The organism is Saccharopolyspora sp. ID03-671, from assembly GCF_045278815.1.
Taxonomy (GTDB): domain Bacteria; phylum Actinomycetota; class Actinomycetes; order Mycobacteriales; family Pseudonocardiaceae; genus Saccharopolyspora; species Saccharopolyspora ipomoeae.
On the sequence record NZ_CP134054.1, the window covers coordinates 2,706,136 to 2,731,479 of the forward strand.

The window sequence follows — 25,344 nt, forward strand, 5'->3', positions numbered from 1 at the left end:
ACCCGCACCGCCACGCAGCGCGACCAGAGCAACAGTTCTAGGGTCGCGGGACGTTGCGGAGGTTGCTTCGGGCCAGCTGGAGCATCTTGCCCACCCCGCCGGAGAGCACCGTGCGGCTCACCGCCAGGGCGAAGCCCTTGACCTGCTCGGCCGTGATGTTCGGCGGCAGCGACAGCGCGTTGGGATCGGTCACCACGTCCACCAGCGCCGGGCCCGGCCGCGACAGCGCGTCGGCGAGCGCGTCCCGGACCTCGCCCGGCTTCTCCACCCGCACCGAGTGGATGCCCGCCGCGCGAGCGATGGCGGCGAAGTCGACGCCGTCGTGATCGGTGCCGAAGTCCGGCAGGCCGTCGACCAGCATCTCCAGCTTCACCATGCCCAGCGAGGAGTTGTTGAACACCACGGTCTTCACCGGCAGCCGGTGGGTGCGCAGGCTCAGCAGGTCGCCCAGCAGCATCGCCAGCCCGCCGTCGCCGGACATCGACACCACCTGCCGGTTCGGCTCGGCCAGCTGCGCGCCGATGGCCTGCGGCAGCGCGTTGGCCATCGAGCCGTGCACGAACGAGCCCAGCACCCGGCGACGCCCGTTCGGCGTGACGTAGCGGGCGGCCCAGACGTTGCACATCCCGGTGTCCACGGTGAACACCGCGTCCTCGGCCGCAAGGTCGTCGAGCACGTCGGCCACGTACTCGGGGTGGATCGGCACCTGCGACTCGACGTTGCGGGTGTAGGCGTCGACGACCTTCTCCAGCTGTCCGGCGTGCTCGCGCAGCATCCGGTCCAGGTACGAGCGGTCCGTCTTGGTCCGCAGCTGCGGCAGCACCGCGCGGATCGTCTCGGCGACGTCGCCGTGCACGGCCAGGTCCAGCACCGTGCGCCTGCCCAGGTGCGTGGGCTCGATGTCGACCTGCACCGTGTTGGCCTGCGGCAGGAAGTTGTCGTACGGGAAGTCGGTACCCAGCAGCAGCACCAGGTCGGCCTTGTGCATCGCCTCGTAGCAGGCGCCGTAGCCCAGCAGGCCGCTCATGCCGACGTCGAAGGGGTTGTCGTACTGGATCCACTCCTTGCCGCGCAGCGCGTGCCCGACCGGGGCCTTGATCTTCTCCGCGAGCTCCATCACGTCGGCGTGCGCGCCGCGAGAACCCGCGCCGCAGAACAGCATCGGGCGTTCCGCCCGGTTGATCCGCTCCGCGAGCGCCGAGACCTGGTCGGCCGAGGGCAGCAGCGTCGGCGGCTCCCAGTCGACCACGCCCCGACCGGTCGGCTTGGCCGCCGACTCCTCGGCCACGTCACCCGGCATCACCAGCACCGACACCCCGCGCCTGCCCACGGCGGTCTGGATCGCGCTGCGCAGCAGCCGCGGCATCTGGGTGGGCTGGGACAGCAGCTCGCAGAAGTGGCTGCACTCGTTGAACAGCTCCTCCGGGTGGGTCTCCTGGAAGAAGCCGGTGCCGATCTGCTCCGACGGGATGTGCGAGGCCAGCGCCAGCACCGGCGCTCCGCTGCGGTGCGCGTCGTAGAGCCCGTTGATCAGGTGCAGGTTGCCGGGCCCGCAGCTGCCCGCGCACACCGCGAGCCTGCCGGTGACCTGCGCTTCGGCGCCGGCGGCGAACGCGGCGGCCTCCTCGTGCCGCGTGTGCACCCACTCGATCCCCTCGGTGCGGCGGACGGCGTCGACGACCGGGTTGAGGCTGTCCCCGACGATGCCGTAGATCCGCTTCACCCCGGCCTGCACGAGTACTTCGATGAACTGCTCGGCGACGGTCGGCATGCTCGCTCCTCCGTGAACGGTTGATCGATGGGGCCACCCACTCGTCTACGCGCGGCACCAGGCACCCGCAACCCGGTAGCCCGTTCGAGGGATACCGGTAACGAACCGCCCGATTCCGGCGATCTCCACCACGTCCGCCTCGGAAGCGGTTTTCTCGCGCTACGAAAGGAATTTCGACGGTGTCCGTCCGCGTCTACATCAGGTGCGCTGTTGCCGTGACCACTTCGGCGTTGGCCGGGCTCATCGTCGGCGGATTCCTCGTCACGCATCAGCAGGCGGACCCGCCCGCCATCGAGCAGGTGTCCCAGCTCACTCCCGCCGCGGGCGGTGCGGCGCTGCCCGAGTGAGCCGTCCGGCCCATCGGCTAGCGTCGCGGGCATGACCGAACAGAACCGACTTGCGGACGGCGACGCGGCGCCCGAGTTCTCGCTGCCGGACGCCGAAGGCAACACCGTCTCGCTCAGCGACTACCGCGGCCGATCGGTCGTCGTCTACTTCTACCCCGCCGCGAGCACCCCGGGCTGCACCAAGGAGGCCTGCGACTTCCGCGACAGCCTCGCCGAGCTCAACGACGCCGGGTTCGACGTGGTGGGCATCTCCCCGGACAAGCCCGCCAAGCTCGCGAAGTTCCGCGACGCGGAGGGGCTGACGTTCCCGCTGCTGTCCGACGAGGACCGCTCGGTGATGACCGCCTGGGGCGCCTTCGGCGAGAAGAAGAACTACGGCAAGATCGTCCAGGGCGTCATCCGCTCGACGTTCGTCGTCGACCCCGACGGCAAGATCGCCAAGGCCCTCTACAACATCAAGGCCACCGGCCACGTAGACCGGCTGCGCAAAGACATCGGGGTCTGATCCCGCCCGCCCGGGCAGGTCACCGCGACCGCCCGGGCGGCGTCAGTCGAAGGCCATGTAGAGGGCCACGCCCGCGGCGATGACGACCACCAGGTAGCGCAGCAGCGTCGAGGGCAGGCGCTGGGCGAGCTTGCCGCCCGCGAAACCGCCGATGACCGTGGTCGGCACCAGCATCGCCACCGCGACCCAGTCGACCGGCGCGATCAGGGCGTAGACGACGAGCGTGGCCGCGCTGCCGATCATGCCCAGCCAGCTCTTGAGCGCGTTGAGCCTGCGCATGCTGTCGGTGGCCGCCAGCACCAGGATCGCGATCAGGATCACGCTGCGCGCGCCGCCGAAGTAGCCGCCGTAGATCGAGGCCAGGAAGATCCCGACGGTGAGCAGCACCGTCCGGTCCGGCGCGCCCTCGGCGGGCGAGCCGAGCCACGTGCGGATGGTGTTCTGGAAGGCCATCAGCACCGCCGACAGCCCGACCAGCGCCGGGACCACGGCGTCGAAGACCTCGCCGGGCAGCACCATCAGCAGCGCGCAGCCGATCGCCGAACCCGCGCAGGCCGCGATCGACGTGGTCCACAGCCTGCGCGAATTCCCCTTCAGGTCGTCGCGCTGGCTGATCGCCGCGCCCACGAAACCCGGCCCCTGCGCCACGGAGTTGGTCACGTTGGCCACCAGCGGGGGCATCCCCGTCGCCAGCAGCGCCGGGAACACCAGCAGTGAGCCGCCACCGGCCACCGCGTTCACCGCGCCGGACAGGAATCCGACGACGACGAGCAGGCCCAGCTCCAACCAATCCGTGAACACGAACCGAAGTTAGCCGTCCAACCACGTCCCGCCCCCACCGGGGCGAGCGGAGTCACATCACCCGGCGAGCGGTTTCAGGGAGGGAAGCAGCAGGCGGAGGGCTCGGCCTCGGTGGGAACCGGCGTCCTTCTCGGCCGGGGTGAGCTCCGCGCTGGTGCGGGTCTCACCCTCCGGAACGAAGATCGGGTCGTAGCCGAAGCCGTTGGTGCCCCGGGGTTCCCGGATGATCGCGCCGCGCCACTCGCCGCGCACCACGGTCTCGGTGCCGTCGGGCAGCACCAGCGCGGCGGCGGAGACGAACGCGCCGCCCCGCCGCTCGTCGGGCACGTCACCCAGCTGGCCCAGCACGAGCTCCAGGTTCGCCTGGTCATCGCCGTGCTCGCCGGACCAGCGCGCGGAGAGCACCCCGGGCATGCCGTTGAGCGCGTCGATCTCCAGGCCGGAGTCGTCGGCGACGGCGGGCAGGCCGGTGGCGCGGGCCGCGTCGGCGGCCTTGGCCACGGCGTTCTCCTCGAACGTCGCCCCGGTCTCCGGTGCCTCCGGGAACTCCGGCACGTCGGCCAGGCCCACGACCTCCAGACCGGTGACGCCCTCGGCCTCCAGGATCCGGCGCAGCTCCACCAGCTTCTTCTGGTTGCGGGTGGCCAGCAGCAACCGGGTCATGCGGCGTCTCCGGGCAGCTCGCCCGGGTACGGCTCGGCCAGCGCGGCCTCCTGCAGGCGGGCGAGCTCACCGCAGCCGGCCAGCGCGAAGTCGAGCATCTTGTCCATCGTGGACCGCGTGTAGGTGGCGCCCTCGCCGGTGCCCTGCACCTCGACCAGCGTGCCGTGGTCGGTGGCGACCACGTTCATGTCGACCTCGGCGCGGGAGTCCTCCTCGTAGGGCAGGTCCAGCCGCACCCGGCCGTCGACGACGCCGACGCTGACCGCCTGGATCGAGCAGGACAGCGGCTTCGGGTCGGACAGCCGACCGGCAGAGCCCAGCCACGTCACCGCGTCGGCCAGCGCCACGTAGGCGCCGGTGATCGCGGCGGTGCGGGTGCCGCCGTCGGCCTGGATGACGTCGCAGTCCAGGGTGATGGTGTTCTCGCCGAGCGCCGCCATGTCGATGCAGGCGCGGAGGGAGCGGCCGATCAGCCGGGAGATCTCGTGGGTGCGGCCGCCGATGCGGCCCTTCACCGACTCGCGGGCGCCGCGCGTGTTGGTCGCCGACGGCAGCATCGCGTACTCGGCGGTCACCCAGCCCAGGCCGGAGCCGGTCCGCCAGCGCGGAACGCCGTCCTGCACGCTGGCCGCGCACAGCACCCGCGTGCGCCCGAACTCCACCAGCACCGAGCCCGCCGGCCAGTCCTGGTACCCGCGCGTGATCTTCACATCGCGCAGCTGATCGTCACTGCGTCCATCCGCTCTAGCCACGCCCCAACCCTAAGCCCAGGCACCCGCACCTTCGCGGAAGCCCCCGCGCGTCAGACCTCGTAGGTGGCGCCCGCTTCGACGAGGTGGGCCGGGCCGCCGAAGGCCGCCTTGGCCTCGGCCTCGATGGCGGCGTGGTCGGTCCAGGGCACGAGGTGGGTGACCAGCAGGCGCTCGGCGCCGGAGGTCTTGGCGACCTCGCCCGCCTGGCGGCCGGAGAGGTGGACGTTCTCCGGGGCGTCCTCGTGGTGCTCCCAGGACGCCTCGGCGAGCAGCGCGTGCGCGCCCGCGGCGAGGTCGGTGAGCTGCTCGCACGGGCCGGTGTCACCGGTGTAGGCGAGCACCCGGCCCTCGGCCTCGACGCGGAAACCCCAGGTCTGGCACAGGTGCGCCACCTCGACCGCGCGGATCGTGAACGGCCCGACCGTCACCGGCTCGGTGCTCACCGGACGGAACTCGAACACGTCCGACAGGTCGGTCTCCGCGAGCTCCTCGGCGTTCGGCGCGTACAGCGCGGCGAGCCGCTCGGGGGCGTTGGCCGGGCCGACCACGGGCAGCCGCCGGGCGCGCGGGTCGTAGGGCGGGTTCGGCCGGTAGCGCCGGTAGACCGCGAGCGCGCCGAAGTCGGCGCAGTGGTCCGGGTGCAGGTGGCTGAACAGCAGCGCGTCCAGGTCGAACGGGTCGAGGAAGCGCTGCATCGCACCGAGGGTGCCGTTGCCCAGGTCCAGCACGATCCGGGTGCCCCCGGACTCCAGCAGGTATCCGGAGGCGGGCGAGTCGGGTCCGGGAATGCTCCCGGCGCAACCGAGGACCGTCAGCTTCATGCGGGAGAGCCTGACATGCGCAGCGGCAGAACGGCATCGGCCGAGGGAGCCGGACCGAGAAAGCGGCGTGCCAACCGGGCGAAGCGCTCGGGCGCGCCGGTGACGCGGAACTCGTGGGAGGGCACGTGGCCGGGCTCGGCGAGCTCGTCCCGCTCGGTGAGGACCCGCACGACGTCCTTGGCGGTCTCCTCCGCGCTGGACACCAGCGTCACGTCCTCGCCCATCGCCAGCTGCAGGACCCCGGTGAGCAGCGGGTAGTGCGTGCAGCCCAGCACCAGCGTGTCGACGCCCGCCTGCTGCAGCGGGTCCAGGTAGTTCTGCGCCAGGCCGAGGACCTGGCGGCCGCTGGTGATGCCGCGCTCGACGAAGTCGGCGAACCGCGGGCAGGCCGCGGTGGTCAGCGCGATGTCCGGGGCCGCGGTGAACGCGTCGTCGTAGGCGCGGGAGCGGATGGTGGCGTCGGTGCCGATGACGCCGACCTTGCGGTTGCGGGTGGTGGCCACGGCCCGGCGCACCGCGGGCAGCACGACCTCCACCACCGGGACGGAGTAGCGCTCGCGGGCGTCGCGCAGGCAGGCCGACGAGGCCGTGTTGCAGGCGATGACCAGCATCTTCACTCCGCCGTCGACCATCGAATCGGTGATCGCGAGGGTGCGGGAGCGGATCTCGGCCAGCGGCATCGGCCCGTAGGGGGCGTTGGCGGTGTCACCGACGTAGTGGACGGTCTCGCCGGGCAGCTGGTCCATGATCGCGCGGCTCACGGTCAGCCCGCCGACACCGGAGTCGAAGATCCCGATCGGAGCGTTGGTCACCCGGCCAGTGTGCCAGGCTCGGCCCGCGAAACCCGCCGCCGAGTGCTGCGCGCCACCAGCCACGTGGCGAGCACCCCACCGATCGCGCCGAAGAGGTGCCCCTCCCAGGAGATGCCCGGCTGACCGGGCAGAACGCCCCAGAGCATGCCGCCCCAGTAGAAGAACAGCACCACCGACACCAGGATCTGGGCGATGCTGCGCTGGGCGAACCCGCGCAGCAGCAGGAACACCATCCAGCCGAAGATCACGCCGGAGGCGCCGACGTGGTAGCCGGGCGCGCCGATCAGCCAGGTCCCGGCCCCGGCGACGATCCACACCACGGCGGTGACGCCGATGAACTGCCGGAGCCCGCCTGCCAGCAGCAGCCAGCCGAGCACGAACAGCGGCAGCGAGTTGCTGATCAGGTGCTGCCAGCCGAAGTGCAGCAGCGGCGCCCAGAGGATGCCGTCGAGCCCGTCGAGGGTGCGCGGCTGGATCCCGTTGGCGTCGAGGTCCATCGCGGGGTTCGGCACCGGTGTCGCCACGTCGTAGAGCTCGATGCCGAACAGCACGGCGACCGTGACGAGCATGCCGATCGCGGCCTTGAGCGGGTTCGTCGGCAGGACTCGCGGGCGCGGACGTTCCATCGGGCGTGTCACCCCACCGAGCCTAGCCGCAGAAATCGGGCGGGGGATCGGGAATGCCCCCGATTCCGGGTGCGCATCGGGGTGGTGACGGGAGCGTTGCGGATCTCGGGGAGGTTTCCTCCATCCGGCCCCGTCGGGTGATCCGCGCGGTAAGGTTCGGCCCCGTTGCGTCGTGTGGTTGAAAGGTGAAGTGTGCACGCCCAGGTCGACATCGCAGTGCAGGCGGCGGCGCGTTCCGGACAGGCGCCCACCTGGGACATCGGCACCGAGACCCTGCTGTGGACGGACCCGCTGGCGGGCGATGTGCACCGCTACCGGCCGGGCCACACCAACGCCACGATGACGCTGCAGCAGCGGACCGGCGGCGCGAAGCCCCGCAGCCGGGGCGGTCTGGCGCTGCACCTGCACGAGGGCATCGCGCTGTTCGACGCCCACGGCGAGCAGCGCACCTGGCTTGTCTACTGGGCCCGCGAGGGGATGACCGCGGGCGCCACGATGATCGACCGCAAGGGCCGGATGTGGGCCACCACGATGCGCACCGACGAGTCCGGTGACGGCTGGCTGGCGCGGGTGAACCCGGACGGTTCGGCGGGCGTGATCATCAAGGACCTGAAGGCCGGGTTCGGCCTGGCCACGAGCCCGGACGACTCGCGGTTCTACATCGCGGACGCGGGCACCGGCCGGATCGAGGTCCTGGACTTCGACGTCAACGCGGGTCTGATGGGCAACCGCCGCACCCTCTGCGAGGTCGGCGGCCAGCCGTCGGGGCTGGCGGTCGCCACCGACGGCACCCTCTGGACCGCGGTCCGCGACAAGGCCGAGCTCCACCGCTACTCCCCGACCGGTGAGCTCGCGGAGACGATCCCGCTCCCGGCCCAACGCCCCACGAACCTCTGCTTCGGCGGCCAGGACCTCCGAGACCTCTACATCACCACGTCCCGCGAGGACGTCCCGTCCCCCACCAGCACGGACGGCACCGTCCTCACCCTCCGCACCCCGGCCGAAGGCCTCCGAGCCTTCGCCTTCACCGGCTGACCGAACCCACCCTCACGTTCCTGAGGACCGCGAAGTTTTCATGAAAACTTCCCCCACTCAGCACCCACAACCCGCTCACCAGGAACTTCACCCCGAACGTTTCCCTTGAAAACGTCCGAATCGATGTGGGGGTGCGGAAGTTTTCATGAAAACTTCCCCACCCCGAGCACCCGAGATCGAGCCCTGGATACGCGAAAACCCCCGCCGTCCCAGGGGGAGGCGGGGGTTCTGCGGTGCGGGGTCAGGCCCAGAGCTGGCCTTCGAGGCGTTGGGCCGCTTCGTCGATGGTGCCGCTGTAGGCGCCGGTGGAGAGGTACTTCCAGCCGGCATCGGCCACGACGAAGGCGATGTCCGCGGACTCCCCGGCCGCGGCGGCCTTCTCCGCGATCGTCAGGGCGGCGTGCAGGACGCCGCCCGTCGAGATGCCGGCGAAGATGCCCTCGCTCTCCAGCAGCTGCCGGGTCCGGCGCAACGCGTCGTAGGAGCCGACGGAGAACCGCCGCGAGAGCACGTCCGGGTCGTAGAGCTCCGGCACGAAGCCCTCGTCCAGGTTGCGCAGGCCGTACACGAGCTCGCCGTAGCGGGGCTCGGCCGCGACGACCTGCACCCCCGGCTTGTTCTCGTGCAGGTACCGGCCCACGCCCACCAGCGTCCCGGTCGTGCCGAGACCGGCCACGAAGTGGGTGATGGTCGGCAGGTCCCGCAGGATCTCCGGCCCGGTGCCCCGGTAGTGCGCGTCGGCGTTGGCGGGGTTGCCGTACTGGTAGAGCATCACCCAGTCCGGGTTCTGCTCGGCCAGCTCCTTGGCCATCGCGACGGCCTGGTTCGACCCGCCCGCCGCGGGCGAGGAGATGATCCGCGCGCCGTAGGCCTGCAGCAGCTGGCGCCGCTCCTCGGAGGTGTTCTCCGGCATGACGCAGACCAGCCCGTAGCCCTTGAGCTTGGCGGCCATGGCCAGCGAGATGCCGGTGTTGCCCGAGGTGGGTTCGAGGATGGTGCAGCCGGCGGTGAGCCGACCTTCCTTCTCGGCGGCCTCGATCATGTTCAACGCCGCCCGGTCCTTGATGGAACCGGTCGGGTTGCGATCCTCCAGCTTCGCCCACAGCCGCACGTCCGGTGCGGGTGAGAGGTGCGGCAACCCGACGAGCGGGGTCTCACCCAGCGCGTCGAGCAGCGAGCCGAATCGAGCCACGGGAGCCTCCGTCAGCGCATGCCGCCGGCGACGGCCGGCAGGATGGTGACGTTGTCGCCGTCGGAGACCTTGGCCTCCAGGCCACCGGCGAAGCGGACGTCCTCGTCGTTGACGTAGACGTTGACGAACCGGTGCAGGTTGCCCTCCTTGACCAGGCGGTCCTTGAGGCCGTTGAAGTTGGTGTCGAGGTCGTCGATCACCGCGGCGAGGTTGTCGCCCTTGGCCTCCACGGACTTCTGCCCGTCGGTGTGGGTCCGCAGGATGGTCGGGATGGAAACGTTGACTGCCATGAGGAATCCTCCTGTCCACAAAGGACTACATAGGGAACGCGAACATGCGGTTGGGGATCGAGCCGCGGATCAGTCGCGGTCGGGAACCTCGTCGCCACCGGTGTGGGCGAACATGTACGACTCGACGACCTCCACCGGCTCCTCGGTGACCTCGCCATCGAGGATGCGGTAGGAGCGCAGTTCGTGGGTCTCGGGATCCCGCGTGGACACGAGCACGTAGTGCGCGTTGGGCTCCGAGGCGTAGGACACGTCGGTGCGCGACGGGTAGGCCTCGGTCGCGGTGTGCGAGTGGTAGATGACCACCGGCTCCTCGTCGGCGGCGTCCATGCCTCGCCACACCTGCAACTGCTCGGCGGAGTCGAACCGGTAGAACGTGGGCGAACGCTCGGCGTTGATCATCTCGATCAAGCGTTCCGGACGGTCGGACCCTTCCGGTCCGGCAATCACGCCGCACGCCTCGTCCGGGTGGTCCCGTCGGGCATGCGCGACCATCGCGTCGACGAGGTCGCGTCGGATCACCAGCACAGCAACCATCCTAGTAGGTGGGGCACCGGGCTCCCAGGATGTGAAATCGCGGGGTCGCCGGTGCGGCTTCGTCGTTTCGGCAAACGACGCTCAACGATGATTCATTCCCGCGCGGAGGGGTAGAGGCTCGTGTAGCACGTCACCTCCCCGACCGGCTCCGCCGCGAGCATCCCGCGCACGATCGCCCGCTCGACCACCTCGGCCGCCACCGCGCTGACCTGGTCCAACCGCAGCGCCCAGCCCGGCTCGCCGGGCTCCGGCAGGGCCTCGCCGGTGCCCGTGGCCAGGGCGAACATCGTGTCGCCGTCGACGAGCAGGTGGGCGGGCCGCACGGCGCGGGCCAGCGCGTCGTGACCGGCCACGGCCAGCCTCCGGCACTCCGACTTGCTCAACTCCAGATCCGTGGCCACGACGCCGAGGGTGGTGTTGAGCGGCCGGTCGACCGGTCCGTTACGGCCGGGTCTCCCCGCGTAACGAGGGCGGGCCGCTTCCACTTCCTGAGAACCGGGCGCCCGGAGTCCCGGCACGGGCGTCCACGGCAGGCCGGTGTCGGGGTCGACGGCCGACCCGGCAGCGTTGACCACCACCAGCGCGCCGATCGTGGTGCCGTCGGGCAGCACGGCGCTGGCGGTGCCGACACCGCCCTTGACCGGCCCGACCACGGCGCCCGCCCCGGCCCCCACGTTGCCCTGCCGGGTCTCGGTGGCGCTGGCGTTCTCGCACGCCCGGTAGCCGAACTCGGCGTCGGGACGGTTGCCCCAGTCGTTCATCGGCACGTCGAAGATCACCGCAGCGGGCACCACCGGCACGACCTGGCCGGGTCCGGCCACCGGGACGCCGTGGCCGCGCTCGCCGAGCCAGCGCATCGCGCCGTCGGCCGCGGCCAGCCCGTAGGCGCTGCCGCCCGCCAGCACCAGCCCGTTGACCCGCTGCACGAGATGGCTGGGTTCGAGCACGTCGGTCTCGCGGGTGCCCGGGCCTCCCCCGCGCACGTCGACCGCCCCGGTGGCGCCCTCCGGGGCGAGCACGGCGGTCGCCCCGGTCGCCCAGTGCTCGTCGAGCCGCTGGTCATGGCCCACGAGCAGACCCCCCACGTCGACCAGCGCGTCCAGTTCACCCGGCTGCCACGACATCGCGCACCTCCCGGCGATCACGTTATCCCGATGTAAAGGAAGCCCGCCGGGCGTTGTCCGGACGCCCTCGGCTGTTCATCGTCACTTCTCAGCTCGCAAGACCTGGAGGCTGAGATGACGACTGCAAACCGCGATGTGGCGGTTCGCTCCGAACGCCGAGTGATCGGCAACGTCGTGCGAGGATCCATCGGGAACCTCATCGAGTGGTACGACTGGTACGCCTACACGGCGTTCAGCGTGTACTTCGCCGCGACGTTCTTCCCCAAGGGCGACTCGACCGCGCAGCTGCTCAACACCGCAGCGGTGTTCGCCGTGGGATTCCTGATGCGCCCGCTGGGCGGGTGGATGCTGGGCCGCTACGCCGACCGCTTCGGCAGGCGGGCCGCGCTGACCCTGTCGGTGGCGCTGATGGCGTTCGGCTCGCTGGTCATCGCGCTGACCCCGGGCTACGACTCGATCGGCCTGGCCGCGCCGGTGCTGCTGGTGGCCGCACGATTGCTGCAGGGCATCTCCGTCGGCGGCGAGTACGCGACCTCGGCCACCTACCTCTCCGAGGTCGCCACCGAAGGCAAGCGCGGCTACTACTCCAGCTTCCAGTACGTGACGCTGGTGTCCGGGCAGCTGGTCGCGCTCGGCGTGCAGATCGTCCTGCAGCAGTTCCTCGCCGAGGAACAGATGGACGCCTGGGGCTGGCGCATCCCGTTCGTCATCGGCGCCGTCGGCGCGCTGGTCGTGCTGTGGCTGCGGCGCGGCATGGACGAGACCGAGAGCTACAAGGCCGCCTCGGAATCCGGTGCCGAGCAGGGCACCATCAAGGCGCTGCTGCAGTACCCGAAGGAGTGCCTGCTGGTGGTCGGCCTGACCCTCGGCGGCACGGTGGCGTTCTACACCTACACCACCTACCTGCAGAAATACATGGTCAACACCGGCGGCATCGACAAGCCCACGGCCGCCTGGATCAACTTCCTCGCGCTGCTCGCCTTCGGCGTCCTGCAGCCGCTGGCGGGCTCGCTGTCCGACCGGATCGGGCGCCGCAAGCTGCTGATGTTCTTCGGCGTCGCCGGCACGCTGCTGACCGTGCCGCTGATGACCGCGCTGGGCGGCACGCAGAACCCGATCGCGGCGTTCCTGCTGATGATGGGCGGTCTGATCATCGTCACCGGCTACACCTCGATCAACGCGATCGTGAAGGCCGAGCTGTTCCCGTCCAACATCCGCGCCCTGGGCGTCGGGCTGCCCTACGCGCTGACCGTGGCGATCTTCGGCGGCACCTCCGAGTACGTGGCGCTGTGGCTGAAGAAGGCGGGCATGGAGAGCGTGTTCTTCTACTACGTCTCCGGCTGCGTGCTGATCTCGCTGCTGGTCTACCTGAAGATGCGGGAGACCTCGAAGGATTCCCGGATGCGGAAATGATTCCCGGCACCGGCCATACTCTCGGTTCGGAGGTGTGGCCGGTGCGGGTTCTGCTCGTCGAGGACGACGACGGCGTGGCGGACGCGCTCGTCGACGTCCTCGACTCCCACGGACACCGCACGACGCGCGTCAGCCGCGGCGCCGACGCGCTGCTCCGGCACCGCGAGCACGACCTGGTGCTGCTCGACCTCGGCCTGCCCGACACCGACGGCCTGGAGGTGCTGCGCAAGCTGCGGCGCATCGGCCCGATCCCGGTCGTGGTGCTCACCGCGCGCGGCGAGGAGCGGACCGTGGTGCGCGGACTGCGCTCCGGTGCCGACGACTACCTGGTCAAACCCGTGCGGATGGCCGAGCTGATCGCCCGCATCGAAGCCGTCGCCCGGCGCGGCAGGCACCTCTCCCCCGGCTCCGAGGCCGTCGACGTCGCCGACGTGCGGATCGACCTGCGCACCCGGCGGGTGCAGGTCGCCGGGCAGGAGGTCGAGCTCACGCCCAAGGAGTTCGACGTGCTGGCGATCCTGGCGTCGGAGGCGGGCACGGCGGTGAGCAGGCAGCGGCTGATGGACGAGGTGTGGGGCGACGCCTACCTGACCGTGTCGCGGTCGCTGGACGTGCACATCGCGCAGCTCCGCGCGAAGCTCGGCCGCCCGGAACTGCTGGTCACCATCCGCGGCTTCGGCTACCGGCTGGGCGACGATGGGTAAGCGGCTGCTGCTGGTGCTGCTCACGTTCTCGGTGCTGGCCGTGGCCGGGTTCGCCGCCCCGCTGCTGCGCGCCACCGCCGCCGAGCGCACCCAGCAGCTGGTGCTGGCCCGCAACGCCGACCTCGACCGCTTCGCCGGGCTCGCCGACCGCGCCTTCGGCACCGGCGACGCCACCGTGCTGCGCGCCGAGGCCCGCCGCTACACCGACCTCTACGGCGAACCGCTGGTCGTCGTGGACGCCTCGCGCGCGCCCGTGGTGGAGACCGGCGGGGTGCGGGCGTCCGACGTGGCCGGGTCGGTCGACAAGGCGCTGCGCAACGAGCCCGCCGGGTCGGTGCCGTGGCTGCGGCCGTGGTCCCGGGACGACCTGGTGCGCTACCGGCCGGTCGGCGACGGCACTCGGGTGACCGGCGCGGTCGTGCTGGAGGCCTCGGTGCGGCAGGCCACCGCCGACATCGCCGCGCACTGGGCGCTGATCGGCGCGGGCGCGCTGACCGCGCTGGTGGTGTGCGGGCTGCTGGCGCTGGTGCTGGCCCGCTGGGTGCTGCGACCGCTGGCCGACCTGGGCGCCGGGGTGCGGGCGATCAGCGCGGGCTCGCGGCGCTCGCGGGTGCCGGTCGACGCGGGGCCGCCCGAGCTGCGGGAGGTCGCGGCGTCGTTCAACCGGATGTCGGAGGCGGTGGCCGAGGCCGACGAGCGGCAGCGGCAGCTGGTCGCCGACGCCTCGCACCAGCTGCGCAACCCGATGGCGGCGCTGCGGCTGCGGGTCGACGCGCTGGAGCGGCGCATCACCCCCGACGGCGAGCGCACCTACCGGTCGGCGGTCGGCGAGGTCGACCGGCTGGAGGCCCTGCTGGACCGGCTGCTGGCGCTGGCCAACGCCGACCGGGCCGCGGTCTCCGGCGAGCCCGGCGACGTGGCCGCGGCGGTGGCCGACCGGGTGCTGGCGTGGCGTCCCGCCGCCGAAGCCGCCGGGCTGTCGTTGCCGGATCCCGAGATCCCGCCCGCCCGGGTCGCGCTGTCCGCGGAGGAACTGGCGCAGGTGCTCGACGTGCTGCTGGACAACGCGGTGAAGTACGCGCCCGGCGCGTCGGTCGAGATCGGTTGGGACGGGCGGACTCTCAGCGTCGCCGACACCGGTCCGGGACTACCGGAGGAGGAGATCTCGCTGGCCGCGCAACGGTTCTGGCGGGCCGATCAGCACCGGGGAAGCCGCGGCAGCGGGCTCGGCCTGGCCATCGCCGGGCAGCTGCTCGCCGCGCACGGCGGCGCGCTGCGCCTGGCCCGGACGGCGCCGCACGGCCTCACCGCGCACCTCGACCTGCCGGAGGTGCGCTGATGCGGCGGCGCGCGTTCCTCGGGCTGGGGCTGCTGGCCGCGTGCGGGCGCGGTGAACCGGTGCGCGAGCTGCGCATCGCCTCCGGCGAGCCCGGCGGGTTCTACACCGCGTTCGGCACGCTGCTCGCCGCCGAGATCGCCGCCGCCGACCCGGGCGTGCACGCGGTGGTGCTGCCCAGCCAGGGCAGCGTGGAGAACCTGGAGATGCTGCGCGACGGCCGCGCCGACCTGGGCATGGTGCTGGCGGATGCCGCGCACGCGGCCCTGGCCGGGGAGCTCGGACCGGCTGCGGACCTGCGGGCGGTGGGGCGGGTGTACGAGAACTACACGCAGCTGGTCGTGCGGGCCGACTCACCGGTCCGCGAGCTCGGCGAGCTGCGCTCGGTGTCGATCGGCGCGCCGAAGTCGGGCACGGCGCTGATGGGAGCGCGGCTGTTCGCCGACCGGCCGCAGGTGCGCACCGAGGCGCTCGGCCTGGTGGAGGCGGTGGCCGCGCTGGAGCAGCGGCGGATCGAGGCTTTCCTGTGGTCGGGCGGACTTCCGACGCCGCTGCTGAAGACGCTCGACGACCGGATCGGCATCCGGCTGCTGCCGCTGGACGCGGTCGCCGCCCGCTGCACACCGGTCTGCGACCAGGTCCTGGTCCCGGCGGGCGCCTACCGCCACGCGGCGGGAGTCTCGACGATCGGCGTCCCCAACGTGCTCGCCTGCACCCCGGACCTGCCCGATGACCTCGCCGCGGCGGTGGTCCGCGTCCTGGTCCGCAGGGCCCCGTTCCTGGTCCCCCGGGAAACGGTCGGGACGCAGTTCTTGGACGTCCGCAACCTCATCGGCACCGGGGACGTCCCCCTCCACCCGGGAGCCACCACCGCCTACCGCGACCTCCACGGGTGAGGCCGGGCGCGACGAGCTCGTGCGTCACCAGTGGACAGTTTTAGCCATAATCACCCATGATCAATGTCCTTTTTGCCCGGACAGTTATGGCTAAAACTGTCCACTGCCGCACGACGCTCAACCGAGGGCGATCACCTGACGAGAGCTCAACCGACGGCGATCAGCCGAGGAGGGCGGAGACGAGGGAGTCCTGGACCCAGGTGAGCCACTGGTAGACGCCGAGGTGCTCGCGGCGGAGGTCGTCCTCCGGCAGCTCGTCGGGCATGTCCTCCTCGACGTCCAGGGCCGTGCCCAGGGCGAGGCGGACGTCGTTGAGGGCCGTCAGCCAGTTGTCGGCCTGCTCGCTGGTGAGCTTGACCTTGCCGCCCATCGGCGGGCAGGTCTCCAGGATCAGCTGCGCCGCACCGGTCTTGGCCTCCAGCAGCTCCGGCTCGTGCAGCGACCGCATGGCCCCCGCGGCGTCGGTCTCCTCCTCGTCGGTGTCCCCGGTGACCGGGTCGCGCCGGTAGAAGTCCGGCAGCAGCCGCGCCACCACCCGGTCCTCCGGCGGTGTCGACGGGCCGGTGCGGATGCCGGTCAGCTCCGCCAGCTCATCCTTGGGGGCCTCGTCGGCGCGGGCGGTGAGCATGTCCTTGATCTGCCCGACCAGGCCGCGGATGACGGCCGCCTCCTGCTGGGAGAGCTCGGCCTGCACGTGGCCGTTCTTGCGGGTCCAGCCGTCCACTCACGAATCCTTCTGCATCGTCGCCCACAAGCCGGCGGAGTGGAGCTTGGCCACGTCGCCCTCGACCTTCTCCTTGGAACCCGAGGACACCACCGCCCTGCCCTTGTGGTGCACGTCCAGCATCAACTTCGTAGCGTGATCCCGGGAGTACCCGAAGATCTTCTGGAGCACGTAGGTCACGTAGGACATGAGGTTGACCGGGTCGTTCCAGACCACGGTCACCCACGGCTTGTCCGCAGCGCCTTCGGCGTCCTGCTCGAGTTGCGCGCGCTCGATTTCAGCGGGCGAGGTCATGCCCCCATCGTCGCACGGCCCCCTCGGGCACGTGCCCACCGCACGAACAAATCGGGCCGTCGGTGACCGACTCGCCAGGTCGGTCCCCCACACGCACCACGTAACCTCTGGACCATGAGCTCTAGCACCGCGCTGCTGACCGACCACTACGAGCTGACGATGTTGGCCAGCGCCCTGCGCGACGGCACCGCGCACCGCGAGTGCACGTTCGAGGTCTTCACCCGGCGGCTGCCCAACGGGCGCCGCTACGGCGTCGCCGGTGGCATCGGCCGACTGCTCGACGCGGTGGAGAACTTCCGCTTCGGCGACGCCGAGATCGCCCAGCTCGCCGAGCACGGCGTGGTCGACGAGCGGACCCTGGAGTGGCTGCGCGACTACCGGTTCAGCGGCCAGATCGACGGCTACCCGGAGGGCGAGCTCTTCTTCCCCGGTTCCCCGCTGCTGACGGTGCGCGGCACCTTCGCCGAGGCCGTCGTGCTGGAGACCGTGGTGCTGTCGATCCTCAACCACGACAGCGCGATCGCCGCCGCGGCGGCCCGCATGGTCTCGGCCGCCAACGGCCGTCGGATCATCGAGATGGGCTCGCGCCGCACCCACGAGGAGTCGGCGGTCTCGGCCGCCCGCATCGCCTACCTGGCCGGGTTCACCGCCACCTCCAACCTGGAGGCCGGGCGCCGCTACGGCATCCCCACCGCAGGCACCGCCGCGCACGCCTTCACGCTGCTGCACGACGACGAGCGCTCGGCGTTCGAATCGCAGATCGCCGCGCTGGGCACCGGCACCACGCTGCTGGTCGACACCTACGACATCAGCCGCGGCATCGACCTGGCCGTGGAGGTGGCCGGGACGGGGCTGGGCGCGGTCCGCATCGACTCCGGCGACGTGGGCGTGCTGGCCCGCCAGGCCCGCGAGCAGCTCGACTCGCTGGGCGCCTCCAACACCCGCGTGGTGGTCTCCGGCGACCTCGACGAGTACGCCATCGCGTCGCTGCGCGCGGAGCCCGTCGACGGCTACGGCGTGGGAACGTCGCTGGTCACCGGCTCGGGCGCGCCGACCGCGGAGATGGTCTACAAGCTGGTGGAGGTCGAGGGCCGCCCGGTGGCCAAGCGCAGCTCGCACAAGGAGTCGCGCGGGGGCCGCAAGGCCGCGATCCGCCGCTACAAGGACACCGGCACGGCCGTCGAGGAGGTCGTGCACCGCGTCGGAGCCGAACCCGATCTGGGGCCGCACGACCGCCGCCTGCAGATCCCGCTGATCCGCGACGGCAAGCGGGTCGAGGGCCTGCCGACGCTGGAGCAGGACCGGGAGCGGCTGCGCCGGGCGCTGGTGACCCTGCCGTGGGAGGGCCTGAAGCTGTCCAACGGCGAACCGGCCATCCCGACGGTCTTCCACGGAGCCTGACAGTGCGGAAGAATCGGGCGATCCCGTGGAGGTGAGACCCGATGAGCACGGCGCTGATCATCGTCGACGTGCAGAACGACTTCTGCGAGGGCGGGGCGCTCGCCGTCGCCGGAGGTGCCGGGGTCGCCGCGGCGATCTCGGAGTTCCTGGCTGATTCCGACCACCAGCACGTGGTGGCCACCCGCGATTACCACATCGACCCGGGCGCGCACTTCAGCGACGATCCGGACTTCGTGCGCTCCTGGCCGAGGCACTGCGTGGCGGGGACGGCGGGCGCGGCGTTCCACCCGGAGCTCGACGTCGCCCCGGTCACGGCGGTGTTCTCCAAGGGCCAGTACAGCGACGGCTACTCGGGTTTCGAGGGCGTGGACCGCGCGCACCAGGACCTGGCTACGTGGTTGCGGGACCGGGGCGTGCGCGCCGTCGACGTCGTCGGCATCGCCACCGACCACTGCGTGCGCGCCACCGCGCTGGACGCGGTCGCGGCCGGGCTGGACACCACCGTGCACCTCCACCTCACCGCGGGCGTGTCGCGCGCGACCGTCGATCAGGCGCTCAAGGACCTCGACGCGGCCGGTACCACCCTGCTGGGAGACCCGGTCGTGGTCTCCTGACCGATCCCGTCGGGGGCGGGCGGTAGATTCGCCGGGTGCCCACCTCTGTCCCGCGCTGGTCCGACCCGGTCGCGTTCGAGTCCGATGACGCCGACGAGCTCCCGCCGGAGATCGCCGCCGACCTGGAGCGGGCGAGCAGGGGCGGCGACGAGGAGCCGAAGCTCCCGCTGGCCAAGGCGCGCAAGGACATCCCGGACCTCGCGACCCTGATGAAGGTGGCCGTCGAGGCCGTCGGCGGCGTCCCGCGCGAGGGCCAGGCTCAGATGGCCGAGGCCGTGGAGCACACCATCACCACCGGCCAGCACCTCGCGGTGCAGGCGGGCACCGGCACCGGCAAGTCGCTGGCCTACCTGGTCCCGGCGATCCGGCACGCCGTCGCCGACGGCACCACGGTGGTCGTGTCCACCGCGACGATCGCGCTGCAGCGCCAGCTCGTCGACCGCGACCTGCCGCGGCTCTCCGACGCGCTGGCCGAGACCTTGGGCCGCAGACCGACTTTCGCGATCCTCAAGGGACGCCGCAACTACCTGTGCCTGAACCGGATCCACGGCAACGCCCCGTCGGAGCCCGACGAGGACGCGCTGTTCGACGCCTTCGCCGCCTCCGCCCTGGAACGCCAGGTGCAGCGGGTGCAGGAGTGGGCCACCGAGACCGAGACGGGCGACCGCGACGAGCTGGTGCCGGGCGTGACCGACCAGGCGTGGCGGCAGCTGTCGGTCACCGCCAAGGAGTGCCTGGGCGTGCACCGCTGCCCGGTGGGCACCGACTGCTTCGCCGAGCGCGCCCGCGCCGAGGCCGGGCGGGCGGACATCGTGGTCACCAACCACGCGCTGCTGGCCATCGACGCCCTCGACGACCGCCCGGTGCTGCCCGAGCACGACGTGGTGCTGGTGGACGAGGCCCACGACCTGGTCGACCGGGTCACCTCGGCGGCCACCGGCGAGCTCACCGCCGGGGCGGTGAAGCTGGCGGCCCGCCGCTGCGGCCGCGCCGTCGACGAGGAGACCGCCGACCGCCTCGACGAGGCCGCCGAGGGCCTGGAGCTGGTGCTGGAGGACGCCGCCCCCGGCAGGCTCGAAGAGCTGCCGGAAGCCCTGGGCGGCGCGCTGGCGGTGGTCCGCGACGCGGCGTGGGCGTGCATCTCGGCGCTGGGGCCCGAGCGCAAGGAGGACGTCGAGGGCAGCACCGCCCGCAAGCTCGCGCACGCGCTCACCGAGGACGTGCACGACACCGCGGTCCGGCTGCTGGAGGGCTTCGGCGACCAGCAGCACGACGTCGTGTGGGTCTCCGGCGAGCTGAACCGCCCGAAGGCGGTGCGGGTGGCGCCGATCGGCGTCGGCGGCCTGCTGCGCGAGCGGCTGTTCGGCCAGCGCACGACGGTCCTGACCTCGGCGACGCTGTCGCTGGGCGGGTCCTTCGACACCCTGGCCCGCCAGTGGGGCCTGCCGCCGGAGCAGCAGGTGGAGCAGGCCGCCGGGATGGCCACCGCGAAGGAGGCGCCGTCGGACGGCGGCACGCTGAAGTGGACCGGCCTGGACGTCGGATCGCCGTTCGAGCACCAGCGCAGCGGCATCCTCTACATCGCCCGCCACCTGCCGCCGCCGGGCCGCGACGGCCTGCAGCCGCAGGTCCTCGACGAGATCACCGAGCTGGTGCAGGCCGCCGGTGGCCGGACGCTGGGGCTGTTCTCGTCCCGCCGCGCCGCCGAGCAGGCCGGTGAGGAGCTGCGCAAGCGGCTGTCCACGCCGGTGCTGTGCCAGGGCGACGACACGACGGCGCTGCTGGTCAAGCGCTTCGCCGAGGACCCGGAGACCTCGCTGTTCGGCACCCTGTCGCTGTGGCAGGGCGTGGACGTGCCCGGCGAGTCGCTGCAGCTGGTGATCATGGACCGGATCCCGTTCCCGCGTCCCGACGACCCGCTGGCCTCGGCCCGCCAGCAGCGGATCTCCGAGCACGGCGGCAACGGCTTCCTCACGGTGGCGGGCACGCACGCCGCGCTGCTGCTCGCCCAGGGCGCGGGGCGGCTGCTGCGCTCGCCGAACGACCGGGGCGTGATCGCGGTGCTGGACCCGAGGTTGTCGACCGCGCGCTACGGCGGGTTCCTGCGCGCGTCGCTGCCGCCGTTCTGGACCACGCACGATCCCGAGGTGGTCCGGGGTGCGCTGAAGCGCCTCACCTCCGGTTGAGGCCGACCGGGGTAAAACTGCCCCACTCGCTCCCGCCGCCCGCTCGGCTGCGGGTAGGTTCATCCGGTCGCCGACCTCGACTTCTGGGAGTCCGCCGTGTCCGAACGCCCGTCCTCGCCGGCCGCGAACCTGGCGCGCACCGTGGTGTTCGCCGCCTTCATCGCCGTGCTCGGGATCTTCCCGGGCTTCTACCTCGCGGGTGCGGCCGTGCCGGTCGTGCTGCAGAACGCGGGCCCGCTGCTGGCGGGCAGCATCCTCGGCGCCCGGCGCGGGACCGCGTCGGTGCTGCTGTTCGTGGCGCTGACCGCGATCGGCCTGCCGCTGCTGTCCGGCGGGCGCGGCGGTATCGCCCCGTTCCTCGGCCCCAGCGGGGGTTTCCTGCTCGGCTGGATCCTGTCGGCGCTGGTCGTGGGCCTGATCGTGCAGCGCTCGGCCAAACCGGGAATCGGCGTGCTGCTGCTGGCGAACCTCGCCGGTGTCGCCGCCGACTACCTGATCGGCATCCCGTTCTGGGGCGCGATGATCGGCGACCTGCCGTCGGCGGCGGTGCAGTCGCTGGTGTTCCTGCCGGGCGACGCGGTGAAGCTGGTGGCGGTGTCGCTGATCGCGGTGGCCGTGCACCGGGCGGTGCCGCAGGCGCTGCCGGGCGCGTCGCGGCGGCCCGCCGAGGGCTGACGTGCTGCCGATCCTGGGACGCGCCCCCACCTCCTGTGTCGGTGACCTGTCGGGTCCGGAGCTGGCGGAGGCCGCGCACCGGGTCGCCCGCCGGTTGCCGCCGGGGGCTCGGGTGGCGATCTCGGGATCGGACGAGACGGCCCGGCTGATCGCGTTCCTGGGCGCCGACCTGGCCGGATGCGCCTCGCTGCTGGTCGACCCGGAGTGGCCGGACCCGGCGGCGGTGCTCGACGACGCCCGCCCGGACGTGCACCTCGACGCCGACGCCGCGCTGGGCGAGGACCTGGGCACCGAGGTCCCGGTGGGCGACGAGTCGACCCGCTTCTACCTGCCCACGACCTCGGGCAGCACTGGGCGTCCGAAGGTGCTGGTGCGCTCGCGCGGTTCGTGGCTGCGCAGCTTCACCGCGCTCGGCGTGCCCCTCGACGCCCGCGACCGGGTGCTGATCCCCGGTCCGCTGAGCTCCTCGCTGTTCCTGTTCGGCGCCCTGCACGCCCTGCACTGCGGCGCTGACCTGCGACTTCTGGGCCGCTGGTCGGCGCGGGCCGCGGCCGAGGCGGCGCGCGAGGCGACCGCGGTGCACCTGGTCCCCGCTCAGCTGTCGGCGCTGCTGGCGGTGCTGGAGCACGACGGCGGTGAGTCGGCGTTGCGGCTGGTGATCTGCGGCGGCGCGAAGGTCGACCCCGCGCTGGAGGAGCGCCTCGCCGAGGCGATCCCGGGATGCCGCCTGGTCGAGTACTACGGCTCGGCGGAGCAGTCGCTGATCGCGGTCCGCCACGACGAGCGGCTGATGCCGGTGGTCGACGTGGAGGTCACCGGCGGGCGGCTGCGGGTGCGCTCCGACCTGGCCTTCGACGGCTACCTGGAGTGCGGCGAACTCGTCCCCGCCGACTCCGACGGGACCGGTGACCGGGCTGTCCAGCGTCCCGACGGCTCGCTGGAGATCCTCGGCCGCGCGGGAGCCGTGATCGACACCGGTGCCCGGCTGGTCGCGGCGGAGGCCGTGGAGGCCGTGCTGCGCGAGGTCGACGGCGTGCGGGACGTGGTGGTGGCCGCGACCCCGCACCCGCGCTTCGGGGCGCTGGTCACGGCCGTGGTCGAGGGCGAGGCCCCGGTGCGCGCGCTGCGCGCCCACGCCCGCGAGAGGCTGCACCCGGCCGAGCGCCCGCGCCGCTGGTTGCCGGTCGACGCGCTCCCCCGCACTTCCTCCGGCAAGCCCGCCCGCGCGGTGATCGACGAGCGGCTGACCAGCGGAGGCACCCTGTGACCCCGGTGATCATCGCAGCGCGCCGCTCCCCGATCGGCGAGGCGGGCGGCGTCCTGCGCGACGTGGCGGCCGACCGGCTCGCGGCACCGGTGCTGCGCGCGGTGCTCGACGACGCCGGTGTCGAGCGCGTCGACGACGTGCTGCTGGGCAACGTCCTCGGTCCGGGCGGCAACCCGGCCCGGGTCGCCGCGCTGCGCGCCGGGCTCGGCGAGTCGGTCCCGGGAATGACGCTCGACCGGCAGTGCGCCAGCGGCCTGTCGGCGATCACCACGGCCGCCGCGATGGTCACCGGCGACGAGTTCTTCCTGGCCGGAGGCGTGGAGAGCGCCTCCACCGCGCCGTGGCGGGCTTGGCGGCCGCGCACCGCGACCGAGCCGCCGCGCTTCTACGGGCGCGCCCCGTTCGCCCCGGCCGAGATCGGCGACCCGGACATGGGCCCGGCCGCCGACCTGGTGGCGGCCGAGGCCGGTGTCGGCCGGGAGCGCCAGGACGCGTTCGCCGCCCGCAGCCACGCCCGCGCGGTCGCCGCCCAGGACGCGGGCCGCTTCGACGACGAGCTGGTCCGGATCGGCTCGGCGGCCGGGGACCAGCGGCCCCGGCGCGGTTTTACCCCGGAACGGCTCGCCCGCTTCCGGCCCGCGTTCACCGCGGAGGGCACGGCGACGGCGGCGAACTCGTGCGGCATCAGCGACGGCGCCGCGGCGGTGCTGATCACCAGCGAGCGGCAGCGCGCGAGACTGGGCGTGCCGGGCCTGCGGCTGGTCGGCGCGCGGACCTCGGCGGTGGATCCGAACCGGCTCGGGCTGGGCGCGGTCCCGGCGATGCGCGCGCTGTGCGAGCGGCACGCGCCCGAGGTCGTGGAGTTCAACGAGGCCTTCGCCGGGCAAGCCCTGGCCTGCCTGGACGGAGCCGGGATCGACGAGGAGCTGGCGGGACCGGACGGCGGCGCGATCGCGCTCGGGCACCCGTGGGGCGCGTCGGGCGCGGTGCTGGTGGTCCGGTTGTTCAGCCGGATGGTGCGGCAGGACGGCCCGCGCTTCGGCCTGGCGGCGCTGTCCTCCGGCGGCGGGCTGGGCGTGGCGACGATGTGGGAGCGAGTGGGTTGATCGAGTTCGAGGGCGTCGGGCACAGCTACGACGAGCGCACCGTGCTGGACGGCGTGGACCTGCGGATCCCGGAGCGGCGGGTGGCGTTCGTCGGGGCCAACGGCTCCGGCAAGTCCACGCTCGCCCGCACCATCAACGGCCTGGTGCGCCCCGGTCGCGGCCGGGTTCGCGTCGACGGGCGGGACGTGGCCCGCGAGGGCCGCGAGGTCCGGCGCCGCGTCGGGTTCGTGTTCACCCACCCCGACAGCCAGATCGTCATGCCCACCGCGGGCGAGGACGTCGCGTTCTCGCTGCGCAAGCAGGGCCTGTCGAAGTCCGAGCGGCAGCGCCGCGCGGTCGAAGTGCTGGCCCGCCACGGCCTCGACGGCTACGCCGAGCACCCCGCGCACCAGCTCTCCGGCGGCCAGAAGCAGCTGCTGGCGCTGTGCTCGATGCTGGTGCTGGAACCGGACGTGCTGGTGTGCGACGAGCCGACGACGCTGCTGGACCTGCGCAACAAGCGGCACTTCGCCGAGGTCCTGTCCGGGCTGGAGCAGCAGGTCGTGCTGGTCACCCACGACCTCGACCTGCTCGACGGCTTCGACCGCGTCATCGTCCTCGACCGGGGCCGCGTCGTCGCCGACGACGTCCCGGACCGGGCCGTCGGCTTCTACCGGGAGCTGATCGGGTGAACCCGCTGGGCCTGCACGAACCCGGCACCAGCCCGCTGCACCGGCTCGGCGCGGGCTGGAAGCTGCTGGCGCTGCTGGTGTTCGCGGTCGTCACGTTCGTGCTCAGCGGCCCGGTGGCGTTGTCGGCGTGCGCGCTGGCGGCGGCCCTGGGCTACGCGCTGGCCGGGATCCGGCTCCGCCGCGTCTGGCAGCTCGCCCGGGTGCTGCTCCCGCTGATGGCGATCGTCTTCGCGCTGCAGTGGTGGATGCTCGACCTCGCCCGGGCCGAGACGATCAGCCTCCGGCTGCTCGCCACCCTCGCCGCGGCGAACCTGTTCACCCTGGTCACCAAGGTCGACGACCTCGTGTCATCGGTGGAGCGTGCCCTGACCCCGTTCGCCCGCTTCGGCATCCGCCCCGACCGGGTCGGCCTCCTCGTCGGCCTCACGGTCCAAGCCATCGCCACCCTCTCGACCATCGCCACCCAGGTCAGAGAAGCGCAACGAGCGAGAGGAGCCGACCGCTCGCTCCAGGCGTTCGCCATCCCCTTCCTCGTCAGGACCCTCCGCCACGCCGACGACCTCGGAGAAGCCCTCACAGCCAGAGGCCTCGACGACGACTGACACCTTCAGAGCGAAGTTTTCATGAAAACTTCCCTCCCCCACCACTCACGACACCGACGACCTCAAGTGCCCGAGTGAGACGCAGTTTTCATGAAAACTGCACCCACCCACGAACCCCGCCCCAGGCACACCGAGACCCCGAGGTAGGGGAAGTTTTCATGAAAACTGCACTCTCCCCGAGA

28 protein-coding genes are annotated in these 25,344 nt (G+C 72.3%); 15 read left to right on the forward strand and 13 right to left on the reverse strand.

The features are described from left to right. Positions 1-37 precede the first annotated feature (37 nt). A complete protein-coding gene (locus tag REH65_RS12115; RefSeq protein WP_281456241.1) occupies positions 38-1,771 on the reverse strand; it encodes a pyruvate dehydrogenase in 1,734 nt (577 codons plus the stop codon). A gap of 215 nt (positions 1,772-1,986) precedes the next feature. On the opposite strand from REH65_RS12115, the gene REH65_RS12120 reads away from it, so the two are divergent. Both REH65_RS12120 and bcp read left to right on the forward strand, forming a co-directional pair. Beyond that, positions 1,987-2,118, forward strand: a complete 132-nt coding sequence (locus tag REH65_RS12120) for a hypothetical protein (RefSeq protein WP_406692497.1) — start codon at positions 1,987-1,989, stop codon at positions 2,116-2,118. Between the two features lie 31 nt (positions 2,119-2,149). Next, a complete protein-coding gene (gene bcp / locus REH65_RS12125; protein WP_406692498.1) occupies positions 2,150-2,623 on the forward strand; it encodes a thioredoxin-dependent thiol peroxidase in 474 nt (157 codons plus the stop codon). A gap of 42 nt (positions 2,624-2,665) precedes the next feature. Here the strand turns inward: bcp and REH65_RS12130 are convergent, their stop codons facing one another. Genes REH65_RS12130 through REH65_RS12155 form a run of 6 tightly spaced genes read right to left on the reverse strand, consistent with a single transcriptional unit; the run spans position 2,666 to position 7,110 of the window. Beyond that, positions 2,666-3,424, reverse strand: a complete 759-nt coding sequence (locus REH65_RS12130) for a sulfite exporter TauE/SafE family protein (RefSeq protein ID WP_281456244.1) — start codon at positions 3,422-3,424, stop codon at positions 2,666-2,668. Positions 3,425-3,481: 57 nt separating this feature from the next. Beyond that, complete coding sequence (rdgB, locus tag REH65_RS12135; RefSeq protein ID WP_406692499.1) at positions 3,482-4,087, reverse strand: RdgB/HAM1 family non-canonical purine NTP pyrophosphatase; 606 nt, start codon at positions 4,085-4,087, stop codon at positions 3,482-3,484. Continuing rightward, positions 4,084-4,839, reverse strand: coding sequence for a ribonuclease PH (gene rph, locus REH65_RS12140; RefSeq protein WP_281456246.1), 756 nt, complete (start codon positions 4,837-4,839; stop codon positions 4,084-4,086). The genes rdgB and rph overlap by 4 nt, the downstream gene beginning before the upstream one ends. Positions 4,840-4,889: 50 nt before the next feature. Beyond that, positions 4,890-5,660 (reverse strand): MBL fold metallo-hydrolase, encoded by a 771-nt coding sequence (locus REH65_RS12145; protein ID WP_406692500.1) that lies wholly within the window; start codon positions 5,658-5,660, stop codon positions 4,890-4,892. Beyond that, a complete protein-coding gene (gene murI / locus REH65_RS12150; RefSeq protein WP_281456248.1) occupies positions 5,657-6,472 on the reverse strand; it encodes a glutamate racemase in 816 nt (271 codons plus the stop codon). Before murI ends, REH65_RS12145 begins: the two co-directional genes overlap by 4 nt. Next, positions 6,469-7,110 (reverse strand): rhomboid family intramembrane serine protease, encoded by a 642-nt coding sequence (locus REH65_RS12155; protein WP_343231387.1) that lies wholly within the window; start codon positions 7,108-7,110, stop codon positions 6,469-6,471. The genes murI and REH65_RS12155 overlap by 4 nt, the downstream gene beginning before the upstream one ends. A 180-nt stretch (positions 7,111-7,290) precedes the next feature. On the opposite strand from REH65_RS12155, the gene REH65_RS12160 reads away from it, so the two are divergent. After that, positions 7,291-8,133 (forward strand): SMP-30/gluconolactonase/LRE family protein, encoded by an 843-nt coding sequence (locus REH65_RS12160; protein WP_406692501.1) that lies wholly within the window; start codon positions 7,291-7,293, stop codon positions 8,131-8,133. Positions 8,134-8,374: 241 nt separating this feature from the next. Here the strand turns inward: REH65_RS12160 and REH65_RS12165 are convergent, their stop codons facing one another. The 4 genes from REH65_RS12165 to REH65_RS12180 all read right to left on the reverse strand — a co-directional run bounded on the left by REH65_RS12165 (position 8,375) and on the right by REH65_RS12180 (position 11,273). Further along, complete coding sequence (locus REH65_RS12165) at positions 8,375-9,325, reverse strand: cysteine synthase (RefSeq protein WP_281456250.1); 951 nt, start codon at positions 9,323-9,325, stop codon at positions 8,375-8,377. A gap of 11 nt (positions 9,326-9,336) precedes the next feature. Continuing rightward, positions 9,337-9,615, reverse strand: coding sequence for a MoaD family protein (locus REH65_RS12170; RefSeq protein ID WP_281456251.1), 279 nt, complete (start codon positions 9,613-9,615; stop codon positions 9,337-9,339). A 69-nt stretch (positions 9,616-9,684) separates the two neighbouring features. Further along, on the reverse strand, positions 9,685-10,140 hold the full coding sequence (locus REH65_RS12175) for a Mov34/MPN/PAD-1 family protein (protein WP_093414820.1): 456 nt from the start codon (positions 10,138-10,140) through the stop codon (positions 9,685-9,687). A 101-nt stretch (positions 10,141-10,241) separates the two neighbouring features. Then, complete coding sequence (locus REH65_RS12180) at positions 10,242-11,273, reverse strand: P1 family peptidase (protein ID WP_406692502.1); 1,032 nt, start codon at positions 11,271-11,273, stop codon at positions 10,242-10,244. Between the two features lie 114 nt (positions 11,274-11,387). Between REH65_RS12180 and REH65_RS12185 the strand changes: the two genes are divergently transcribed. From REH65_RS12185 to REH65_RS12200, 4 genes are read left to right on the forward strand one after another with little or no spacing between them, the layout of a single operon-like run. After that, positions 11,388-12,686: an MFS transporter gene (locus REH65_RS12185; protein ID WP_406692503.1), complete on the forward strand. Its 1,299-nt coding sequence runs from the start codon at positions 11,388-11,390 to the stop codon at positions 12,684-12,686. A 41-nt stretch (positions 12,687-12,727) separates the two neighbouring features. Beyond that, complete coding sequence (locus tag REH65_RS12190; protein ID WP_406692504.1) at positions 12,728-13,390, forward strand: response regulator transcription factor; 663 nt, start codon at positions 12,728-12,730, stop codon at positions 13,388-13,390. Next, positions 13,383-14,729 (forward strand): ATP-binding protein, encoded by a 1,347-nt coding sequence (locus tag REH65_RS12195; protein WP_406692505.1) that lies wholly within the window; start codon positions 13,383-13,385, stop codon positions 14,727-14,729. The genes REH65_RS12190 and REH65_RS12195 overlap by 8 nt, the downstream gene beginning before the upstream one ends. Further along, positions 14,729-15,622 (forward strand): TAXI family TRAP transporter solute-binding subunit, encoded by an 894-nt coding sequence (locus tag REH65_RS12200; RefSeq protein ID WP_281456256.1) that lies wholly within the window; start codon positions 14,729-14,731, stop codon positions 15,620-15,622. Before REH65_RS12195 ends, REH65_RS12200 begins: the two co-directional genes overlap by 1 nt. A 160-nt stretch (positions 15,623-15,782) precedes the next feature. Here the strand turns inward: REH65_RS12200 and REH65_RS12205 are convergent, their stop codons facing one another. Together REH65_RS12205 and clpS are read right to left on the reverse strand one after the other, a co-directional pair. Next, the gene (locus REH65_RS12205) at positions 15,783-16,346 is read right to left on the reverse strand and encodes a DUF2017 domain-containing protein (RefSeq protein ID WP_281456257.1); all 564 of its coding nucleotides are present in this window, start codon (positions 16,344-16,346) and stop codon (positions 15,783-15,785) included. Beyond that, positions 16,347-16,640 (reverse strand): ATP-dependent Clp protease adapter ClpS, encoded by a 294-nt coding sequence (gene clpS, locus REH65_RS12210; protein WP_281456258.1) that lies wholly within the window; start codon positions 16,638-16,640, stop codon positions 16,347-16,349. Between the two features lie 114 nt (positions 16,641-16,754). Here clpS and REH65_RS12215 point away from each other — a divergent pair, with 114 nt between their 5' ends. The 8 genes from REH65_RS12215 to REH65_RS12250 all read left to right on the forward strand — a co-directional run bounded on the left by REH65_RS12215 (position 16,755) and on the right by REH65_RS12250 (position 25,162). After that, positions 16,755-18,041 (forward strand): nicotinate phosphoribosyltransferase, encoded by a 1,287-nt coding sequence (locus tag REH65_RS12215; protein WP_406692506.1) that lies wholly within the window; start codon positions 16,755-16,757, stop codon positions 18,039-18,041. A 41-nt stretch (positions 18,042-18,082) separates the two neighbouring features. Further along, on the forward strand, positions 18,083-18,655 hold the full coding sequence (locus tag REH65_RS12220; RefSeq protein WP_406692507.1) for an isochorismatase family protein: 573 nt from the start codon (positions 18,083-18,085) through the stop codon (positions 18,653-18,655). A 122-nt stretch (positions 18,656-18,777) separates the two neighbouring features. Next, on the forward strand, positions 18,778-20,841 hold the full coding sequence (locus REH65_RS12225) for an ATP-dependent DNA helicase (protein ID WP_406693148.1): 2,064 nt from the start codon (positions 18,778-18,780) through the stop codon (positions 20,839-20,841). A 96-nt stretch (positions 20,842-20,937) separates the two neighbouring features. Further along, positions 20,938-21,516: a biotin transporter BioY gene (locus REH65_RS12230; protein WP_406692508.1), complete on the forward strand. Its 579-nt coding sequence runs from the start codon at positions 20,938-20,940 to the stop codon at positions 21,514-21,516. A gap of 1 nt (position 21,517) precedes the next feature. Further along, on the forward strand, positions 21,518-22,783 hold the full coding sequence (locus REH65_RS12235) for an AMP-binding protein (RefSeq protein ID WP_406692509.1): 1,266 nt from the start codon (positions 21,518-21,520) through the stop codon (positions 22,781-22,783). Next, positions 22,780-23,889 (forward strand): thiolase family protein, encoded by a 1,110-nt coding sequence (locus REH65_RS12240; protein ID WP_406692510.1) that lies wholly within the window; start codon positions 22,780-22,782, stop codon positions 23,887-23,889. The genes REH65_RS12235 and REH65_RS12240 overlap by 4 nt, the downstream gene beginning before the upstream one ends. After that, a complete protein-coding gene (locus REH65_RS12245; RefSeq protein ID WP_406692511.1) occupies positions 23,886-24,560 on the forward strand; it encodes an energy-coupling factor ABC transporter ATP-binding protein in 675 nt (224 codons plus the stop codon). The genes REH65_RS12240 and REH65_RS12245 overlap by 4 nt, the downstream gene beginning before the upstream one ends. Further along, on the forward strand, positions 24,557-25,162 hold the full coding sequence (locus REH65_RS12250; RefSeq protein ID WP_406692512.1) for an energy-coupling factor transporter transmembrane component T family protein: 606 nt from the start codon (positions 24,557-24,559) through the stop codon (positions 25,160-25,162). The genes REH65_RS12245 and REH65_RS12250 overlap by 4 nt, the downstream gene beginning before the upstream one ends. The last annotated feature ends 182 nt before the right edge of the window (positions 25,163-25,344 follow it).